Raw genomic sequence first — 15,483 nt, 5'->3', positions numbered from 1 at the left:
TGCGATAATAGAGAGTATTGTCCATCCTTTAGCAATTGACCAGATCAGCCAAGAGTCCTTTTTAAATTTAAGTTACTTTTGAAATTTTGAAATTTTTGGTTGATCGTGTAAACCATGAAAATAGTAAGAGTTTCCTGATGCTCAGTCTATAAATGACTCTGGCGTTTTGAGTCATTTATTACTTTTTAAATTTATACAAATTTTTCTGCAAACCGTTAATCTGTGTTTTTTTAATAGATAATTAGTCCATATACCGGAATGATTTTTAGAGATAAGATAAGGAAAGGTATTTTTGGTTCGAGTTTTGAATATTGCAACATGGAGATTCTATGATTATATTATAATCTTTCTAGTGATCAATCTTTAGTATTTTAAAAAAAAAAAAAAACAATGAAATCAATTACCTTAACCAAATATTTTATACTGATTGTAACAGCTGTCTTTTTAGTTTCCTGTCGCGCTGATCAGGAGGAGAAAATACCTGTAAATAAATTAAAGTATAAACAGATAAAAATGAAAGATCTGTTTGGGGGGTCAATGCTTTCGAATGGGAATGGGACTTTCTGCAGGACCCCCATAACCCAAATGATGGAAGTAAGATTTACGAACCCAAACTGGATTTGATGAAGTCATTTTCGGGGCTGCGCCATTATATGGACTGGGAAAAGTTAGAAGACTCAGAAGGGCTTTATTCTTTCAATCCAACAACAAGAGGCGGCTGGAATTATGATGCAGTTTATGCACGTTGTAAACTTGAAGGTATAATGGTTGTTGCATGTTTGAAAAACACACCTGACTGGTTATTTAAGACTTATCCGGCAGGTCAGCGTGATGCAGATAATATTCCTGTTAAATATGGTGCAAAAAGAGATGATCCTAAATCTTACATCGCACAGGCTAAAGCCATCTATCAATTTGCAGCCAGGTATGGTGCTAATAAAAATATTGATACTTCATTATTGATTTTGAATCATAAGCCCAGATGGACTGGTGATCAGGTAAATACCGTTAAAGTGGGGCTTAATCTGGTTAAATATGTAGAATGTGCCAATGAAACCTGACAAATGGTGGAAGGGAAAGAAGTCTGAGCAGACAGGCAGAGAATATGCAGCCAACTTATCCGCGTTTTATGACGGTAATAAAGGGAAGCTGGGAAAAGGAGTTGGAGTGAAAACTGCGGATCCTGCAATGCAGGTAGTCATGGGAGGTTTGGCAAAGCCAGATGTGAAATTTGTACAGGAAATGGTGGAGTGGTGCAAAGAGAACCGTGGGTATAAACCAGATGGAAGTGTCGATTTGTGTTTTGATGTGATTAATTTTCATATGTATTCTAATGACAACACAAAATGGTTTGCAAAATTCATTTCCGGTAAACGGGGAGTGGCACCTGAAACTAACAATAACATGGGTGAAATTGCAGATGGTTTTGTCAAATATGCGGCGGAATTAGGGAAAAACATGCAGGTTTGGACTACTGAGACAGGTTATGATCTCAAGGAAGAGAGTATTCAGGGGGTAAAACCAATAGGAGAGAAAACGGTTTTGCTTACACAGGCTGATTGGATTTTGCGTACTTCATTAATGTATGCCAGACATGGGCTGAACAGAGTATTTTTTTATGAAGCTTATGATTCTGATGCCCCAGGTGCAGATTCAAAGAATCCATTCGGGACTTCAGGACTGTTAGGTGACGGCAGAAGAAGGCCAGCTGCAGATTATTTATTGCAGGTAACCAAATTAATGGGTGAGTATGTATATGATAATACCATCAATCAGGATCCACTTGTAGATGTCTATAAGTTTCGTGATAAAAATATGTATGTTTTGGTAGTTCCTGACGAAAAGGACAGGAGAGAAGATTATGTGCTTAATTTACATAAAGCTAAAAAAGCGCGTATTCATTATCTTAAACCAGGCGCTGATGAGATGACTTATAAAGATCTTGGAACTGTTAACGGGATGCTGACAGTAAATGTGACTGAAACACCTGTATTTGTCGAAGCTTTATAAGTATAGAATTATGGAAGGAGCTCCCAAAGAGCTCCTTCATAACGAAATGGTCTTAACTGAACATAATATTTTTCATTTGCAGAGATGAAATCGTGTTTTTTATCGTAGTTCTCCCGTAATTTATTTTCTACTTTTTCTCTGTTTAAGAAATAGCAGGGGTAAGACGCTGCAACGCCATAAAATACAGGAGGAACATGTTGTATAGTTATTCTATCACTGTTTTGATGATTGTAACCTACAAAGTCCAGCAGAAGATAGGGGACGCCTGAATCTTTTGCCTGGTTCAATAGTTCATAAGGCTTTTCAAGATATTGGAGTACATTACAGATTAGAAAAAGCTGTGGATTGTTTTCAGCCATGCATTGCTGAATATCAGGATAGAATTTAATATGCTCATTTTCAAAATGTTTTTTTCCTGCTTCTACAAATTTTGGCTGCTCAATAATGCACCAGCGTATTTTTTTTAAGTGCTTCAGGTAAGGGATATTCTGATAATATGTAGTACCCAGAGAACCACCAAAATCTATAAGCGTAAGTTCATTATCATTCTTGGAAGCTATATAAAGAAGTGTTTTTAATAAAGGGAAATTCATTTCTATGGAGTCGTAAGTAATTCCGTCACGTTCATAGGCTATTTCTTTATTCTTTACTTTAAGCGTAGTTTCAATGATGCGGTTTAAGATATGATCTTCATCGTAACCGTTACATTTTTTCTGGGCTTCTTCATAACTTTTATATGAACCTTTCCAGCCATATTTAAAACTATACCATCTTAAGTTAAGTAATAAAGGAGGAGCGAGTTCTTTCAATAAATAATGCATAGGCAGGCGGTTTGGTTTTATCCCTGAAACTGATTCATGATTCTGGTAACTTGAAGAATGTCTTCCTCTGTATGTGCAAATGAACAGGGGAGACTTAAAGTAGTCCGGTGAATTTCTGTAGCAATAGGGTAGTCGTGTCCGGTTAAATGATCTTTCATAGCTAGTTGATCTTGTGGAGCTATCGGATAATGAATTTCAGTGCCAATCTGATGATCAGCTAAGTATTATTGCTTTAATTTATCTCTTTCAGGATGGAGAATGTTATAGATATGATAAACATTATAAAAGTCGGTATCAAGCCTGGGTTTGATAAAAGAATCATTTAAATGTGTAAAATAAATATCTGCCAGTTTTCTTTTGTGCTGATTAATCTCATTTAAATGAGGAAGTTTAACTCTAAGAAAGGACGCTTGTAATTCATCAAGCCTTGAATTATACCCCACAACTCCATTATGGTACTTTTTCTCAGAGCCGTAATTTCTTAATTGCCTGATTTTGATATAGTCCTTTTCAGATTTACAAATAACAGCTCCTGCATCACCCAGTGCCCCAAGATTTTTGGTTGGATAGAAGCTGAAGGCACCGAAATCACCAAATGTACCAGCCATTTTATTTTTATATCTGGCACCATGAGCCTGGGCACAATCTTCAATTATTTTAAGACCATGTTGACTGGCAATTTCGAGAATAGGATCCATTTCACAACATTGGCCATATAAATGAACAACCATGATGGCTACAGTATTCTTTGTAACGGCTTGTCCGATTTTTGTGGGGTCTATATTGTAAGTCCTGTTATCAGGTTCTACCAGAACAGGAACCAGATCGCAATGAATAATGGCCAATATCGTAGCTATATAAGTATTTGAAGGAACAATTACTTCAGTACCTTTTTTAAATCCGCAGCATTTTAAAGAAAGTATCAGTGCATCCAGGCCATTAGCTACCCCTACCGTGTATTTTTCGCCATGATAAACAGAAAATTCCTCTTCAAAGGCTGATACCTCTTCACCAAGGATATACCATCCTTTGGCCAGGAAATCTGAGAACTTGCTTTTTAACCTTTCCTCAAACGGACCGTTTAGCATTTTTAGATTTTCATATGGTATCATAAGGCTCATAAATATAATCTTTGGGATCAAATGCGGTTGAGGCTAATACTAATAGAATAGCATCAGCAGAAAAGTCATGCATTACATGCCAGTCTTCGGGCAATAAAATTAAGCATTTTTTTCAGGGCTGTCTAAATCGAAAACTTCAATAGAATGATTATTATTATTTGTGATTTTACAGCTTCCTTTAATGCATATGGCTGCCTGAGAAGTCTCATAGTGTCTGTGGCCCCCTCTTTCTGTGTTATCGACAGAATAGATATAAAATAAGCGTTTAATTTCAAATGGTATTACTTGATCAAGAACGGTTAAAATGCCTCTGCTATCCTTAAATGTTTGTATGTTAATTATATGTGCCATGTGTCAATAGGGTTTTATCTATCAGATCCAGAATTTCGGGGCTTTCAGTCATATTGAATTTTCTTGCAAACAGCATTTCTGATTTTTTGATTAATTCTATATCAGTCTCATTTAATACTTTAGGGTTTGCACCACCGGCTGACCAATCTATATATCTGTAGTTATTATTAATAATTTTATTTTTATGTGGAGAATTCAGTAGTATAGTTTGAAATACAAACTCATCACTGGCCCAGCATAAAGCAAAGAAGTCCTTTAGTCTCTTATCTTTTTCTACTTTGTTTACTACATACAGAGCTATTTCCGGGCTTAACATCCAGAACATAGATTTCCCATATGGATGTAACCCATAAGGTAATTTTCTTTTGGGAAGGATTTTATTAATTAACCTCTCCAGTGTATGTTTTCCAGGAAAATTATAGCTGGAAAGGAAATAGTTTTCCATTCTGATCAGTCCTTCTTTCCAATCATTCTTTATATCTCTGAAGCTTAAAAATTCTTTTCCTGTATTGTTTTCGAAAAAGTTATAGATATAGCCAGCGGGTTTGATGGGATAATCCTGACCGCTCAGGAAATTTATGAATTTATAGCCGATACCTGTTGCAACAATTTCCTTAATACTTTCAAAAGTGGCTTGTACTGTACTGAAACCGGCCCATTTGACATCCACTCTATTATTAATAAAAAAGACGTTTGGTAGTGCGCCTAAGAAGAGATGTGGATTGATATCAAATTTTTTATCAACGTGAATATAAAAATCAAATTCTCATGGTACATCTTCTTGATCATTCTCTCAGTCTGTCTCGGATTTGTGTAAGTTAGGATCAAATGGGCAATGCGCATAGTCGGATTTCGTTTTTCTTATACTGAAAATATAGTGCCAGTAATGAGGATGTCGTAATTTAAATAGGAATTATATTTTATAATTTGTGGATTTAATGCTTTATGGGGGTTCCAGTGTAAGAACAAACACGTAATAAAGGTTTGTTTATTTGTTTTGCATCTCCCAATTGTATACGGTAAAAAAAGGTTTGTGCAGAGGCAACAGGGTTTTGCATGATGAGCTGCCATTCCTTACCTGAGCCTTTTAATGCTATTACTTTATTTCCTGGTATTTCATAACCCTGTTTTTTTGTTTGTATAACTGGTTTATCGTAATTAAAGAAAATGATATTACCCTTTGCGGTAATATTCACAATTTGGGGAGGAATGGGGTCTGTAAAAGGGTTGATCACTTTTGATCTGTCTGTCTTATAAAGATTAATTAAGCCCGTTGATGGATTAAATGTAATCTCATTAACTCCTTCTGCTTTTACATTCGCTATTGTCCCCCCTTTTACTTTTAAACTAAGATTACGGTAGATGACGTTTGAATCAATACGATTCATATCGAGTACAATTCTATACTTACCAGTCTGAGGGTTGTAATTTTCTGAAGTAATTACGACTTTAGCTTTTGTATTTTCATAATCCATCAATTCTTTGGATGAAGTAATCCATGCACTGTCATGGTTAGCAGGATGATGCTTGATATACATCAGGAACTCAAAGAAATTGTCCGCTGCTTCTTTTTTATCACCAAAAGGGCCATGGCTGAATGCTGCCCCAACTAGTTTCTTATTTTTGTTGGGGTTATTAAATATATAATCAATATATGCTTTTGATGTTTGCAGCTCAGTCTTATTCCATTGATCTCCGAGATTTGTTCTGGAAATCAATACCCTATTGAAATTCTGTGTCAACATGGGAATATAGCTCCCCCAACTCACGTTTTCATTTCCGGGATTATTATTTCCATCTGGTACTGGCTCGCCGAATTCTGAAGACATCAAATGGTACCCCAATTGTAGACCATTTTCTACATATCCCTCATCATTCCCCGGTGGAACAATTTCAGTCATCCGGTAATGTGTGTGTGCCCACATGTTTTTTTCTGAATCTTTAATTGCTTTGAACAGGTCTGTTCCACCATGCATAAGAGAGTGGTTCATGTAAGCATGTCCTTTTGCTAAAATCTCATTAATCTGGGCCCAGCTTGCTGCATTATCTGTATCTGTAGTATGTCCTTCATTTGCATTGATTGCAAACGAATATTTATAATTGATGTTTTTACCTGCCCCATCTGTATAATAGAATCCCGGATACTTTTTTCCATACACTATACCACCACTTAAGATTTTAAAGACAACGGTATAATCAGTTAATAAAGCATCATCTTTCATTAACATTAGTCCCTTGTTTTTATCGAAAGGTAAATCAGTAAAATAAAATGAAGGATGAAGTCCTTTATTCACATCCATCTCCAGAGTTATATACCTTGCCGTATTGCCAGGATCAATTTTTGGCACTACTATGGCAGACGGGTTTATCGTGTCCGTTGTTTTTGCAGGATGATTGCAATAAGGAATAGTCATGCCAGTAAGTATTCCAATATATTTCAGGACTTTGGTAAAGATGTTGATAGCTAACATTTTTTATAATCTGGATATTTCACAATTTGTTAAAAATATGAATAATCGGCGGAATTGAGGAATGGTTAAAATGAAACAATCAAAACATTACATTTACATCAGATGAGACTCACTTCCATTATAACTGTTAATTTTAATCAGCCGCAGGTCACTATTGCTTTCCTGGAATCAGTCAGGGTAAATACTAAACAAGCTCAGGTTGAAGTTATTTTAGTTGATAACGGCAGTCAGGAAGATTGTCAGCAGGAATTTGAAAATACTTATCCAGGCTTGATTTATATCCGGTCTGAAAAGAACCTTGGTTTTGCAGGAGGCAATAATCTTGGAATTGGTGTGGCAAAAGGAGAGTTTTTGCTTTTGTTAAATAACGACACAGAAATTACTCCAAACCTGATTACAGTACTGAGTACGGAATTGGAAAATGATGAGAAAATCGGACTGATTTCTCCATTGCTGCTTTATTATGATCAACCAGAGGTTATTCAATATGCAGGCTTTACTGAAATGAATTATATCACGTGCAGGAATCGGGGTATTGGAAGTATGGATATTAACAACGGTCAGTACAATGGGGTCAGCAGGGAAACAGGGTTCTGCCACGGAGCTGCAATGATGTGCCGCAGGGAAGATTTGCTGTCAATTGGTTTAATGGAAGAACAATTTTTTCTGTATTATGAAGAGTTGGATTGGTGTGAGAAATTTAGAAGGGCTGGAAAAAAAAAATCTGGTTTACTGGTAATACCCGGGTTTTTCATAAAGAATCTATGAGCGTGGGGAAGGAAAGTATAATTAAAACGTATTTTATGACAAGAAACCGGATGTTATATATCCGCAGAAATACGAATTGGTTCAATACATTGGTTTTTAGTATTTATTATATCGGAATTGCCTCTCCGAAACAGATTATTCTTTATCTGAAAAAGGGAAGAACGGATTTAATTAAATGGGTATTTCGTGGAATAGCCTGGAATCTTACCCATTCAAAGAACAGTAAAGAGTTAGGTTTTAAAATTTAAGCATAGATGATTATAATTTTCTGGATCAGTATTTTTCTGATCGTATATACGTTTGTTGGGTATGGCTTTGTACTATATGTACTGGTTAAAATAAAGGAGATGTTTAAAAAGCCTTTTGTTTTTAAAGCAGATGCACCCTTACCGACTGTGAGTATACTTGTTGCAGCCTATAATGAAGAAGATATCATTGAGGCGAAAATAAGTAATACACTTCTTCTTCAATATCCGAAGGCGAATCTTCAGCTTATCTTTATTACGGATGGTTCTTCAGATCATCAACTGCAGAGAAAGTCGGGGGATTTAGCGATGTTCTACTTTTGCATGAAGACTTAAGGGCGGGTAAGATGGCTGCTATTAAACGTGCCATTCCTTATATTACGGGTGAGATTACTGTATTTACAGATGCGAATACTTTTTTAAATGAAGACGCTATTAACCAGTTGGTTAAACATTATCAGAATCCACAGGTTGGAGCTGTTGCCGGTGAAAAACGAATCCTGGTAGAGAAATCTGCGGACGCGAGTTCAGCAGGAGAGGGTTTTTATTGGAAATATGAGTCGAAGTTGAAAAAATGGGATTATGCCCTGCACTCTAATGTAGGTGCCGCCGGAGAGTTATTTAGTATCCGTACGGCACTTTATCAGCCTGTTGAAAGTGATACCATTATAGATGATCACATGATAGCCATGCGAATTGCTGAGAACGGTTTTATTATAGCCTATGAACCGAATGCCTATGCTATGGAAACTGCCTCTGCTGATGTAAAGGAAGAATTGAAACGGAAAATAAGAATTGCTGCTGGAGGGATACAGTCTATCCTGAGGCTAAAGAAAGCAGCAAACCCTTTTCATCAGCCAGTTTTTACCTTTCAATATATTAGCCACAGGGTATTGCGCTGGACAATTACTCCATTTCTTTTGATTCTTGTTTTTGTCATTAATGGGTTTATTGCTTTTACCATTCCTGCTGTTTTCTACCAGGTATTATTTGCTTTACAGGTACTTTTCTATTTGCTGAGTATAATTGGCTTTTATTTTGAACAGCGAAATATCCGTATAAAGGCATTATTCATTCCTTATTATTTCTGCATTATGAATTATGCAGTTATTGCTGGAATCATCAGATATTACATGAAAAATCAGAGTGCAGCGTGGGAAAAGTCAAAAAGAAAGAGCTAATATAGCTTTAGGAAACGTTATCAAGTACTTCTTGTAATTTTCTTGCAAATTCTTTATCATAAGGTGCCAGTAACATTGTTTTATGATCTCCATTCACATCATGAACTTCTACACCTTTCATTGCATATTTTTGCCATCCCAGATATTTATAGTCTTCTACGAAATAAACATTGTCTCTGGCTCTGAATAAATATATTTTTTCATCGAAAGGAGTCAGTTTGTAGTTCATATATGCTATGTCATATTTCTCATCAATTTTTCTCATGATCTCATAAATTCCTCCTTTTTCTTCATTCTGCTGAATTTTTTGACCAAATAAATGCATGAGTTTATGCTTAAATACATCAGACTGATATTTAAGTGTAGGAACAGGATTTCTAAGTAAAGACTTTAATATCCACCAGAATTTTGGTAATTGCTTTTTTACTCTTTCTTTGAAAACACTAAAATCATTTCCGTGGAAATTCAGATTTTTTGCATTAGTATCAAATATACCCAGCATTTTAATTTCATGCCCCAGTTCTCTTAATTGTCTGGCCATTTCTATGACTACATAACCTCCAAAAGAATAACCGGCTAAAGCATAAGGCCCGTGTGGATTTTGTGCTAATATATTTTCTATATAGTAACGGGCGATGTCCTCCATATTATCCATTGGTTCTTCTACACCATCCAATCCCTGTGCCTGAATACCAAATACCGGCTGTTCCTGGTCTACATGAAGCCCTATTCCACTAAAGTTAAGAACATTATATCCGCCTCCATGAACAATATATATAGGCGTTTTAGATCCACTTGGTTTAATAGGAACCAAAGAAGTATAAGTTGTAGGCCGGTTCTGTCCGTCCAATAATTTACCTAAAGTCCTGATTGTAGGATACTCAAACAAAGTAGCCAGCGGCAAACCATGCCCATTTGCCTTTTCTATTTGTATCATAAACTGAATGGCGATCAGTGAATGTCCGCCCAGTTCAAAGAAATTGTCATCAATACCAATCTCTTTAACATGGAGTAATTCTTCCCATAATTTTACAATTGCAGTTTCAGTAGCCGTTTGAGGGGCGGCATATTTACTCTGGTCACCAGAATGCAGATGATCGAGCAGGCAGCAGCTTCTTGTCGATTTTACCACTGCTTGTTCTTGGAAATTCTATCACCCAAACAAACACTGACGGAATCATAAAAGCGGGTAATCTGCTCTGTATCTCACTTCTTACATAAGCAGTGTCCTGACTGCCAGTAGAAGAAGCTAGATAAGCGATTAGCCTTTTCTGTCCGTTATGATCCTCTTTTGCAATGACTACGACCTGTGCAATGCCCGGAATACGGTTTAATACAGCCTCAATTTCTCCAATCTCAATTCTATAACCTCTGATCTTGACCTGATCATCATTGCGGCCCAGAAATTCTATATTTCCATCCGGAAGAATTCTTGCCAGATCACCTGTACGATAAGTTCTGATCTGATTTCCATTGGGTAAGGTTAGTATGACGAATTTTTCGTCTGTCAGCTCAGGTTTGTTCAAATAACCTGTGGCCAGACTCGCTCCGGAAATACATAGTTCACCTGTTTCTCCATCGGCTAAGATTTCCTGGTTCTCATCAGTAATATAAATAGTTGTATTGTAAACCGGGGTTCCAATGTTTGGTAATGCAGGCCATTGAGAGTGATTTCCGGTTAGCTTTAATTGTGTGACCACATGACATTCAGTAGGGCCATACTGATTATAAAGAATGCAATTTGGAACAGCCCTGAAAAACTGCTCAATCTGAGGAGTAATCTTCAATTGCTCACCAGCAGTCATCACCTCTTTTAAGGCTCTGGGGAATTTCCCCATACTGGCGGCTGTTTCGGCAAGAAATTGTAAAGCAACAAAAGGTAAGTAGATCCTGTTAATTTTTCTAAGCTCAATTTTATCTAATAAATTATCAGGGTTCAGCCTCAATACATCATCAATTAAAATCAATTGTCCACCAGTACAAAGTGTGCAGAATATTTCCTGAAAGGACACATCAAAAGTTAATGGTGCAAATTGAAGGGTTATACTTCCGGAACCGGCAATTGAACTGGCCATTTGCCACTGGATTAAATTAACCAGTGCCAGGTGCGTCATATACACGCCTTTTGGTTTCCCAGTAGACCCCGAAGTATACAAAACATATCCATTTGTGTTTTGAGAGGTCATAGTTTGTGCCGGCAAACTATAAGTCAGGTCAAAATCTATCGTGTGGAGATCCAGTTGCTGAAAGAATTTGTTCTCTACAGCTCCCGCAATACAAAACTCCAGGTTTGAATCATTTATGATCTGGCTTAGCCTGATTTCAGGATAATTAGGGTCAAGGGGCAAGTATGCTTTTCCTGCTTTAAGAATAGCAAGAACTGCAACAACCATATTTATTCCGCGGGTCGTACTGACGCCAATGATGCGCTGATCAGGAGCACGGTTTAAAATTGCCCTGCTTAGATTATCAGCTCTGATATCCAGATTGCTGTAGCTGATAGATTCATCCTGAAAAGTAATGGCAATCTGATCTTTAAAAGTGGTTGCTGCTTTTTCAAACAGACTATGGATTGTTATCCCTTTCAAGGCAGCAATTCTTCGCTGAAATCAGTGGTCTTTATTTTAGTAACTGCTATACTTCTTTTAAAAATAGGTGCTGAAAGGAAATTTTCACTATCCTGCTGTATGAGTTCTTTTAATTTCTGATCAGGATGAGTAGTGATGAACTTTAAAATCTGTTCAAAACCAGCCATCATTTGCTGAATAGTCTGCTGTTCAAATAATTGAGTATTGTAAGACCATTCCAGCACAAAATAGTTTTCAGAACCACTTGCATTAATGAAGAGCTCGAAGCTTTCGAAAGCCCTTGGATTACTGATTAGTTTATACTCCAGATTTTCAAAAGAAACCCCGTCATCTAAACCCATATCTACATTAAAAACAACTGGGGCCAGCGGGATTCTTGAAGGATCTCTTGCAATTTTAAGGTTTTTCAATAGATTACCCCAGGTAATCTGCTGATGATCAAAAGCATCCAGCATGGCTGATTTTCTAATCTTCAGATATTCCTTGAAACTGTAATTTTTATTAGGATAACTTCTCAAAGGAAGGAAGTTTACACAATGCCCCACCAGGTCATAATGACCTGTAACAGCCTGCCCGGAAGCAGGTAAACCCACTACAATGTTTTTTTGTCCGGTCAGAAAATGAAGAAAAATCTCAAAGGCGGCTAGGAAAGTAATCACCAGACTACTTCCTTCTGCTCTTCCCGTTTCTTTCAAAGAATGAATCAGTTCCTGAGAGATATTAAAGTCTAACCGGTTACTCTTAAATGTTCTGAGTTGCGGGCGCTCATGGTCAGTTGGTATGTCAAGTACAGGTATATCCTGCTCATACTGACTTAACCAGAACTGCTCATTCGTTTTACGTTCACTACTCTTTGAAAAATCCAGCTGTTCATACGCAAAATCAGTAAGCAAGGTAGCTTCTTCTAAATCCGGATCGGTTTTTCTGACCAATGCAGAATAGATTTTACTGATATCCTGTAAAATGATTCCCAGTGACCAGCCATCACAGATAATATGATGCCCGGGTAAAGTAAAATGATAATCCTGATCAGAAATCTTTTGTAAACCAGTCTTAAACAACGGTCCATTTAAAAGGTCAAACAGGAATAATGCATCTCTATGAACATAATTCTTAATTTCCTCTTCCTGATCATTAGTACTTAGACCTGATAAATCTGTATAAGTAAGTTCTGCAAACACCCTATCAAAAATAAGGATGGTCGCACCGTCTCTGCTGAAAGCAGATCTTAAGGCTTCATGACGTTCTGCTATTCTTTTTATAGTCTCTTTTAATAAGCTGAGGTCAATACTCCCTGTAAGACGAAGGGAAACTGACTCGTTATACGCTCTGCTCGCATCATTTCCGCCCAGCATACAAGAAGTCCATATTTCTATCTGAGGCTCTGTAGACGGCGCGGTTCGAATAATTTCTCCTCCCAAAAATGGATCAAAATCAACCTGCTTATATATTATATTTTTTGTACGATCTATCATTTTAACTGTTTGACTCAACCTGAAGATATTTTTCGGATTTTCCGGGTCTGTAATAAACCAGGCAGGATTTCCCAACTGGTCCCTTCCTAGCCTGGCCCCTGGAACGGGCGGTTGAAGTATAGGATTTATTCCAGAGCGCTCAGATGCTGTCAAAGCAGGAGATTCATTTAAAGGAATGAGATTTACTCTCATTAATTCTGACACACTTTCTTTAAATCGCTCAGCGATCTGTTTAATTTCATCTAGTGTATGCGCTTCGGTAAGGAAGCAAGGGAAACCATCCCAGATATGTATTCCTTTATAGCGCATTAAAGTAAAAAGTAATTCACTATATGGATATTCTTCTTTGAATTTAATTTTCCATAGAGAACCAAAATGAGCAGCAAATAGTGGAAGTCCCAGTTCCTCAATTGTATCATTTAATAACCCAGCCAGATAAGCTGTGTTTTTGTTTAAGCCGGACTGAAATTCGGGGCCTTTAGCTTTCATATATTCCAGACTGGCTTTACCAGCTGCAAGCGCTAATGGGTGTCTTACAAAAGTTCCCGCAAAATAAGTTACGCCTGCTTCTGGAAAAGAAGCATCGCCATATTGCCAGAAACCACCATCCAGTGCATCCATAAATTGTTTTTTTCCGGCAATGGCTCCAATAGGCAAACCTCCGCCAATTACTTTTCCATAGGTTCCCAGATCGGCTTTTATTCCAAATAAAGCTTGTGCGCCACCCTGATGTGCACGGAAACCGGTAATCACTTCGTCAAAAATCAACACTGTTTCAGATTTCAGGGTGATTTCTCTCACTTCTTTAAGGAATGCTACGGGTTGAAACTCTGGTCTTCTGCTTTGTACCGGTTCTACCAGGACTGCAGCAATTTCATTAGCCCTTTCCCTGATGATATTTAAAGTTTCTTCGGTTCCGTAGTCCAGTATCAGCATGTTTTGTACAGCTTCGGGCATAATCCCGGGAGCTGCGGGGAAACTTTTTAGTTTTTTAGTCCCCCTGATAATTACCTCATCATTGATTCCATGATATGAACCTGAAAAAGCAACAATCAATGAACGTCCGGTAACTGTTCTGGCTATTCTCATGGCACCTAACACGGCCTCAGAACCTGTATTACACAAAGCAGCACGGTCAAAACCAGTGAATTCGCAGATCAGTTTACTCACTTCGCCAGCCAGTTCATGCTGCGGGCCTATTTCGTATCCTTTCTCCACCTGTTCCAGGATAGCATTTTTCAATACAGGGTGCTGATAGCCCAATAAATTTGAACCAAAACCATTTAAAGCATCTATATATTCATTTCCATCAATATCCCATAAATGACTGCCACTTGATTTATTGGCAACAATAGAATATACGATCTCTTTGGTATAAGGTTTGAATCCTGATACTACACGGGGATCTGCCATGTATGACCTGTGTTGCTGTGTATATGCTTTACTGGCAGCAGTTTTCTGATTATAACGTTGTGTTAATTGCTGTAAGAAGCTCTTTTGTTCGGGCTGTAATTCAGTCGCACACTTTTTTCAATGCGCGCAGTGGCTCCAAAAGGTTTCTTTATTTCAGCGAGCTCTTCTGCAGAAAGTGCTGTAATGGTTTTATCTTCCTTCATGGCTATTGGAGCCGATATACCAGCATCACTTAAATTCGAGGGAGCAGAACCGCTCATTAATTCCACCTGTTTAGTTAACAATTGCAATTGCTGTGCGATTAATCCTAAAGCTGTATCTGCAGGAGAAAAAGCAGCTGATCCGGCTGATAGGGTGGCATTTGTATAGACTGGTGTTAAAGCCGGAACTTTAGGTACAGTTTCCTGTGGTAAACTTTTGTCTATATAGGTAGCAAGTGCGTCAATAGTCGAATATTCTTCATTCAATTGTCTGAAACTAATAGGAAGAGAGAACTCTTTTTTTAATGTAATTGCTACCTGCGTCATCAGTAATGAATCCAGGCCAATCTCAATAAAACTCATCTGTGGGGTAACACCATCCATTTCTATTCCGGAAGCATTTTCCAACAGATGTTTTATTTTTTCAATCAGCGTATCTTTCCTCATGAGCTTAAGGGTGTTTGTGTTTGGTAGATCAATAGTTGTATATTTTATTTGTTCTGCAATATTTTTAGGCTCGACCCAGTATCTCTTTTTATGATAGCTATAGGCAGGCAAATCAATTCGTTTTCTCTGCTGCTTTCCATAGAATGCTTTCCAATCCGGATTTAAGCCTGCTAACCACGCTTTTCCCAAAGCATTAAAAAGTACATCATATGAACCAGTTATTTCTTTTTTGTCCAGACTGGCAATAGCAGTAAAAGGAGTTTTAGCTTCGTGTTGCCATGCCAGGGTAGTACAGGTATTTCCAGGACCGGCTTCAATCAATACCGGGTTATCCAGTGAAAGTACTGTATCCAGTGCCTGGGAAAATCTAACTGTTTTTCTCATATGTTCTG

At 37.5% G+C, this 15,483-nt stretch carries 16 protein-coding genes and 1 pseudogene; 7 read left to right on the top strand and 10 right to left on the bottom strand.

All coding sequences use genetic code 11. From position 1 onward, the window contains the following. The first annotated feature begins 390 nt into the window (after nucleotides 1-390). From ACWYN3_RS19335 to ACWYN3_RS19325, 3 genes are read left to right on the top strand one after another with little or no spacing between them, the layout of a single operon-like run. Nucleotides 391-624 carry a hypothetical protein gene (locus ACWYN3_RS19335; RefSeq protein ID WP_456222579.1) on the top strand — a complete coding sequence of 78 codons (234 nt, stop codon included), beginning with the start codon at nucleotides 391-393 and terminating at the stop codon, nucleotides 622-624. Further along, a complete protein-coding gene (locus ACWYN3_RS19330; RefSeq protein ID WP_456222578.1) occupies nucleotides 624-1,061 on the top strand; it encodes a hypothetical protein in 438 nt (145 codons plus the stop codon). The genes ACWYN3_RS19335 and ACWYN3_RS19330 overlap by 1 nt, the downstream gene beginning before the upstream one ends. Then, entirely contained in the window at nucleotides 1,051-2,010 is a 960-nt protein-coding gene (locus ACWYN3_RS19325) for a hypothetical protein (protein WP_456222577.1), read from the top strand. Before ACWYN3_RS19330 ends, ACWYN3_RS19325 begins: the two co-directional genes overlap by 11 nt. An 8-nt stretch (nucleotides 2,011-2,018) precedes the next feature. Here the strand turns inward: ACWYN3_RS19325 and ACWYN3_RS19320 are convergent, their stop codons facing one another. The 6 genes and pseudogenes from ACWYN3_RS19320 to ACWYN3_RS19295 form a co-directional block, all read right to left on the bottom strand. Next, on the bottom strand, nucleotides 2,019-2,831 hold the full coding sequence (locus tag ACWYN3_RS19320) for a methyltransferase, TIGR04325 family (protein WP_456222576.1): 813 nt from the start codon (nucleotides 2,829-2,831) through the stop codon (nucleotides 2,019-2,021). A 17-nt stretch (nucleotides 2,832-2,848) separates the two neighbouring features. Then, nucleotides 2,849-3,919: pseudogene (locus ACWYN3_RS19315) on the bottom strand (DegT/DnrJ/EryC1/StrS family aminotransferase). A gap of 10 nt (nucleotides 3,920-3,929) precedes the next feature. Beyond that, nucleotides 3,930-4,046, bottom strand: coding sequence for a WxcM-like domain-containing protein (locus ACWYN3_RS19310; protein WP_456222575.1), 117 nt, complete (start codon nucleotides 4,044-4,046; stop codon nucleotides 3,930-3,932). 5 nt (nucleotides 4,047-4,051) lie between these two features. After that, entirely contained in the window at nucleotides 4,052-4,303 is a 252-nt protein-coding gene (locus tag ACWYN3_RS19305) for a sugar 3,4-ketoisomerase (RefSeq protein ID WP_456222574.1), read from the bottom strand. Then, a complete protein-coding gene (locus ACWYN3_RS19300; RefSeq protein WP_456223081.1) occupies nucleotides 4,287-5,054 on the bottom strand; it encodes a beta-1,6-N-acetylglucosaminyltransferase in 768 nt (255 codons plus the stop codon). Before ACWYN3_RS19300 ends, ACWYN3_RS19305 begins: the two co-directional genes overlap by 17 nt. Before the next feature lie 184 nt (nucleotides 5,055-5,238). After that, nucleotides 5,239-6,774, bottom strand: a complete 1,536-nt coding sequence (locus tag ACWYN3_RS19295) for a hypothetical protein (RefSeq protein WP_456222573.1) — start codon at nucleotides 6,772-6,774, stop codon at nucleotides 5,239-5,241. 102 nt (nucleotides 6,775-6,876) lie between these two features. Between ACWYN3_RS19295 and ACWYN3_RS19290 the strand changes: the two genes are divergently transcribed. The 4 genes from ACWYN3_RS19290 to ACWYN3_RS19275 are packed head-to-tail and all read left to right on the top strand — an operon-like array spanning nucleotide 6,877 to nucleotide 8,968. Then, the gene (locus tag ACWYN3_RS19290) at nucleotides 6,877-7,542 is read left to right on the top strand and encodes a glycosyltransferase family 2 protein (protein WP_456222572.1); all 666 of its coding nucleotides are present in this window, start codon (nucleotides 6,877-6,879) and stop codon (nucleotides 7,540-7,542) included. A 35-nt stretch (nucleotides 7,543-7,577) separates the two neighbouring features. Further along, complete coding sequence (locus ACWYN3_RS19285; RefSeq protein WP_456222571.1) at nucleotides 7,578-7,790, top strand: hypothetical protein; 213 nt, start codon at nucleotides 7,578-7,580, stop codon at nucleotides 7,788-7,790. Between the two features lie 6 nt (nucleotides 7,791-7,796). Further along, entirely contained in the window at nucleotides 7,797-8,123 is a 327-nt protein-coding gene (locus ACWYN3_RS19280) for a hypothetical protein (RefSeq protein WP_456222570.1), read from the top strand. 11 nt (nucleotides 8,124-8,134) lie between these two features. Further along, nucleotides 8,135-8,968: a glycosyltransferase family 2 protein gene (locus ACWYN3_RS19275; RefSeq protein WP_456222569.1), complete on the top strand. Its 834-nt coding sequence runs from the start codon at nucleotides 8,135-8,137 to the stop codon at nucleotides 8,966-8,968. A gap of 7 nt (nucleotides 8,969-8,975) precedes the next feature. On the opposite strand, the gene ACWYN3_RS19270 is transcribed toward ACWYN3_RS19275, so the two are convergent. The 4 genes from ACWYN3_RS19270 to ACWYN3_RS19255 all read right to left on the bottom strand — a co-directional run bounded on the left by ACWYN3_RS19270 (nucleotide 8,976) and on the right by ACWYN3_RS19255 (nucleotide 15,475). Continuing rightward, complete coding sequence (locus ACWYN3_RS19270; protein ID WP_456222568.1) at nucleotides 8,976-10,100, bottom strand: thioesterase domain-containing protein; 1,125 nt, start codon at nucleotides 10,098-10,100, stop codon at nucleotides 8,976-8,978. Then, entirely contained in the window at nucleotides 10,048-11,556 is a 1,509-nt protein-coding gene (locus ACWYN3_RS19265; RefSeq protein ID WP_456222567.1) for an amino acid adenylation domain-containing protein, read from the bottom strand. Before ACWYN3_RS19265 ends, ACWYN3_RS19270 begins: the two co-directional genes overlap by 53 nt. Beyond that, nucleotides 11,553-14,444, bottom strand: a complete 2,892-nt coding sequence (locus ACWYN3_RS19260; RefSeq protein ID WP_456222566.1) for an aminotransferase class III-fold pyridoxal phosphate-dependent enzyme — start codon at nucleotides 14,442-14,444, stop codon at nucleotides 11,553-11,555. Before ACWYN3_RS19260 ends, ACWYN3_RS19265 begins: the two co-directional genes overlap by 4 nt. Nucleotides 14,445-14,506: 62 nt before the next feature. Then, nucleotides 14,507-15,475 (bottom strand): phosphopantetheine-binding protein, encoded by a 969-nt coding sequence (locus tag ACWYN3_RS19255; RefSeq protein WP_456222565.1) that lies wholly within the window; start codon nucleotides 15,473-15,475, stop codon nucleotides 14,507-14,509. Between the last annotated feature and the right edge of the window lie 8 nt (nucleotides 15,476-15,483).

The organism is Pedobacter sp. NJ-S-72 (assembly GCF_053890575.1).
Note: the sequence above shows the minus strand (reverse complement) of the source record. Positions and strands in the feature narration are given on the sequence as shown.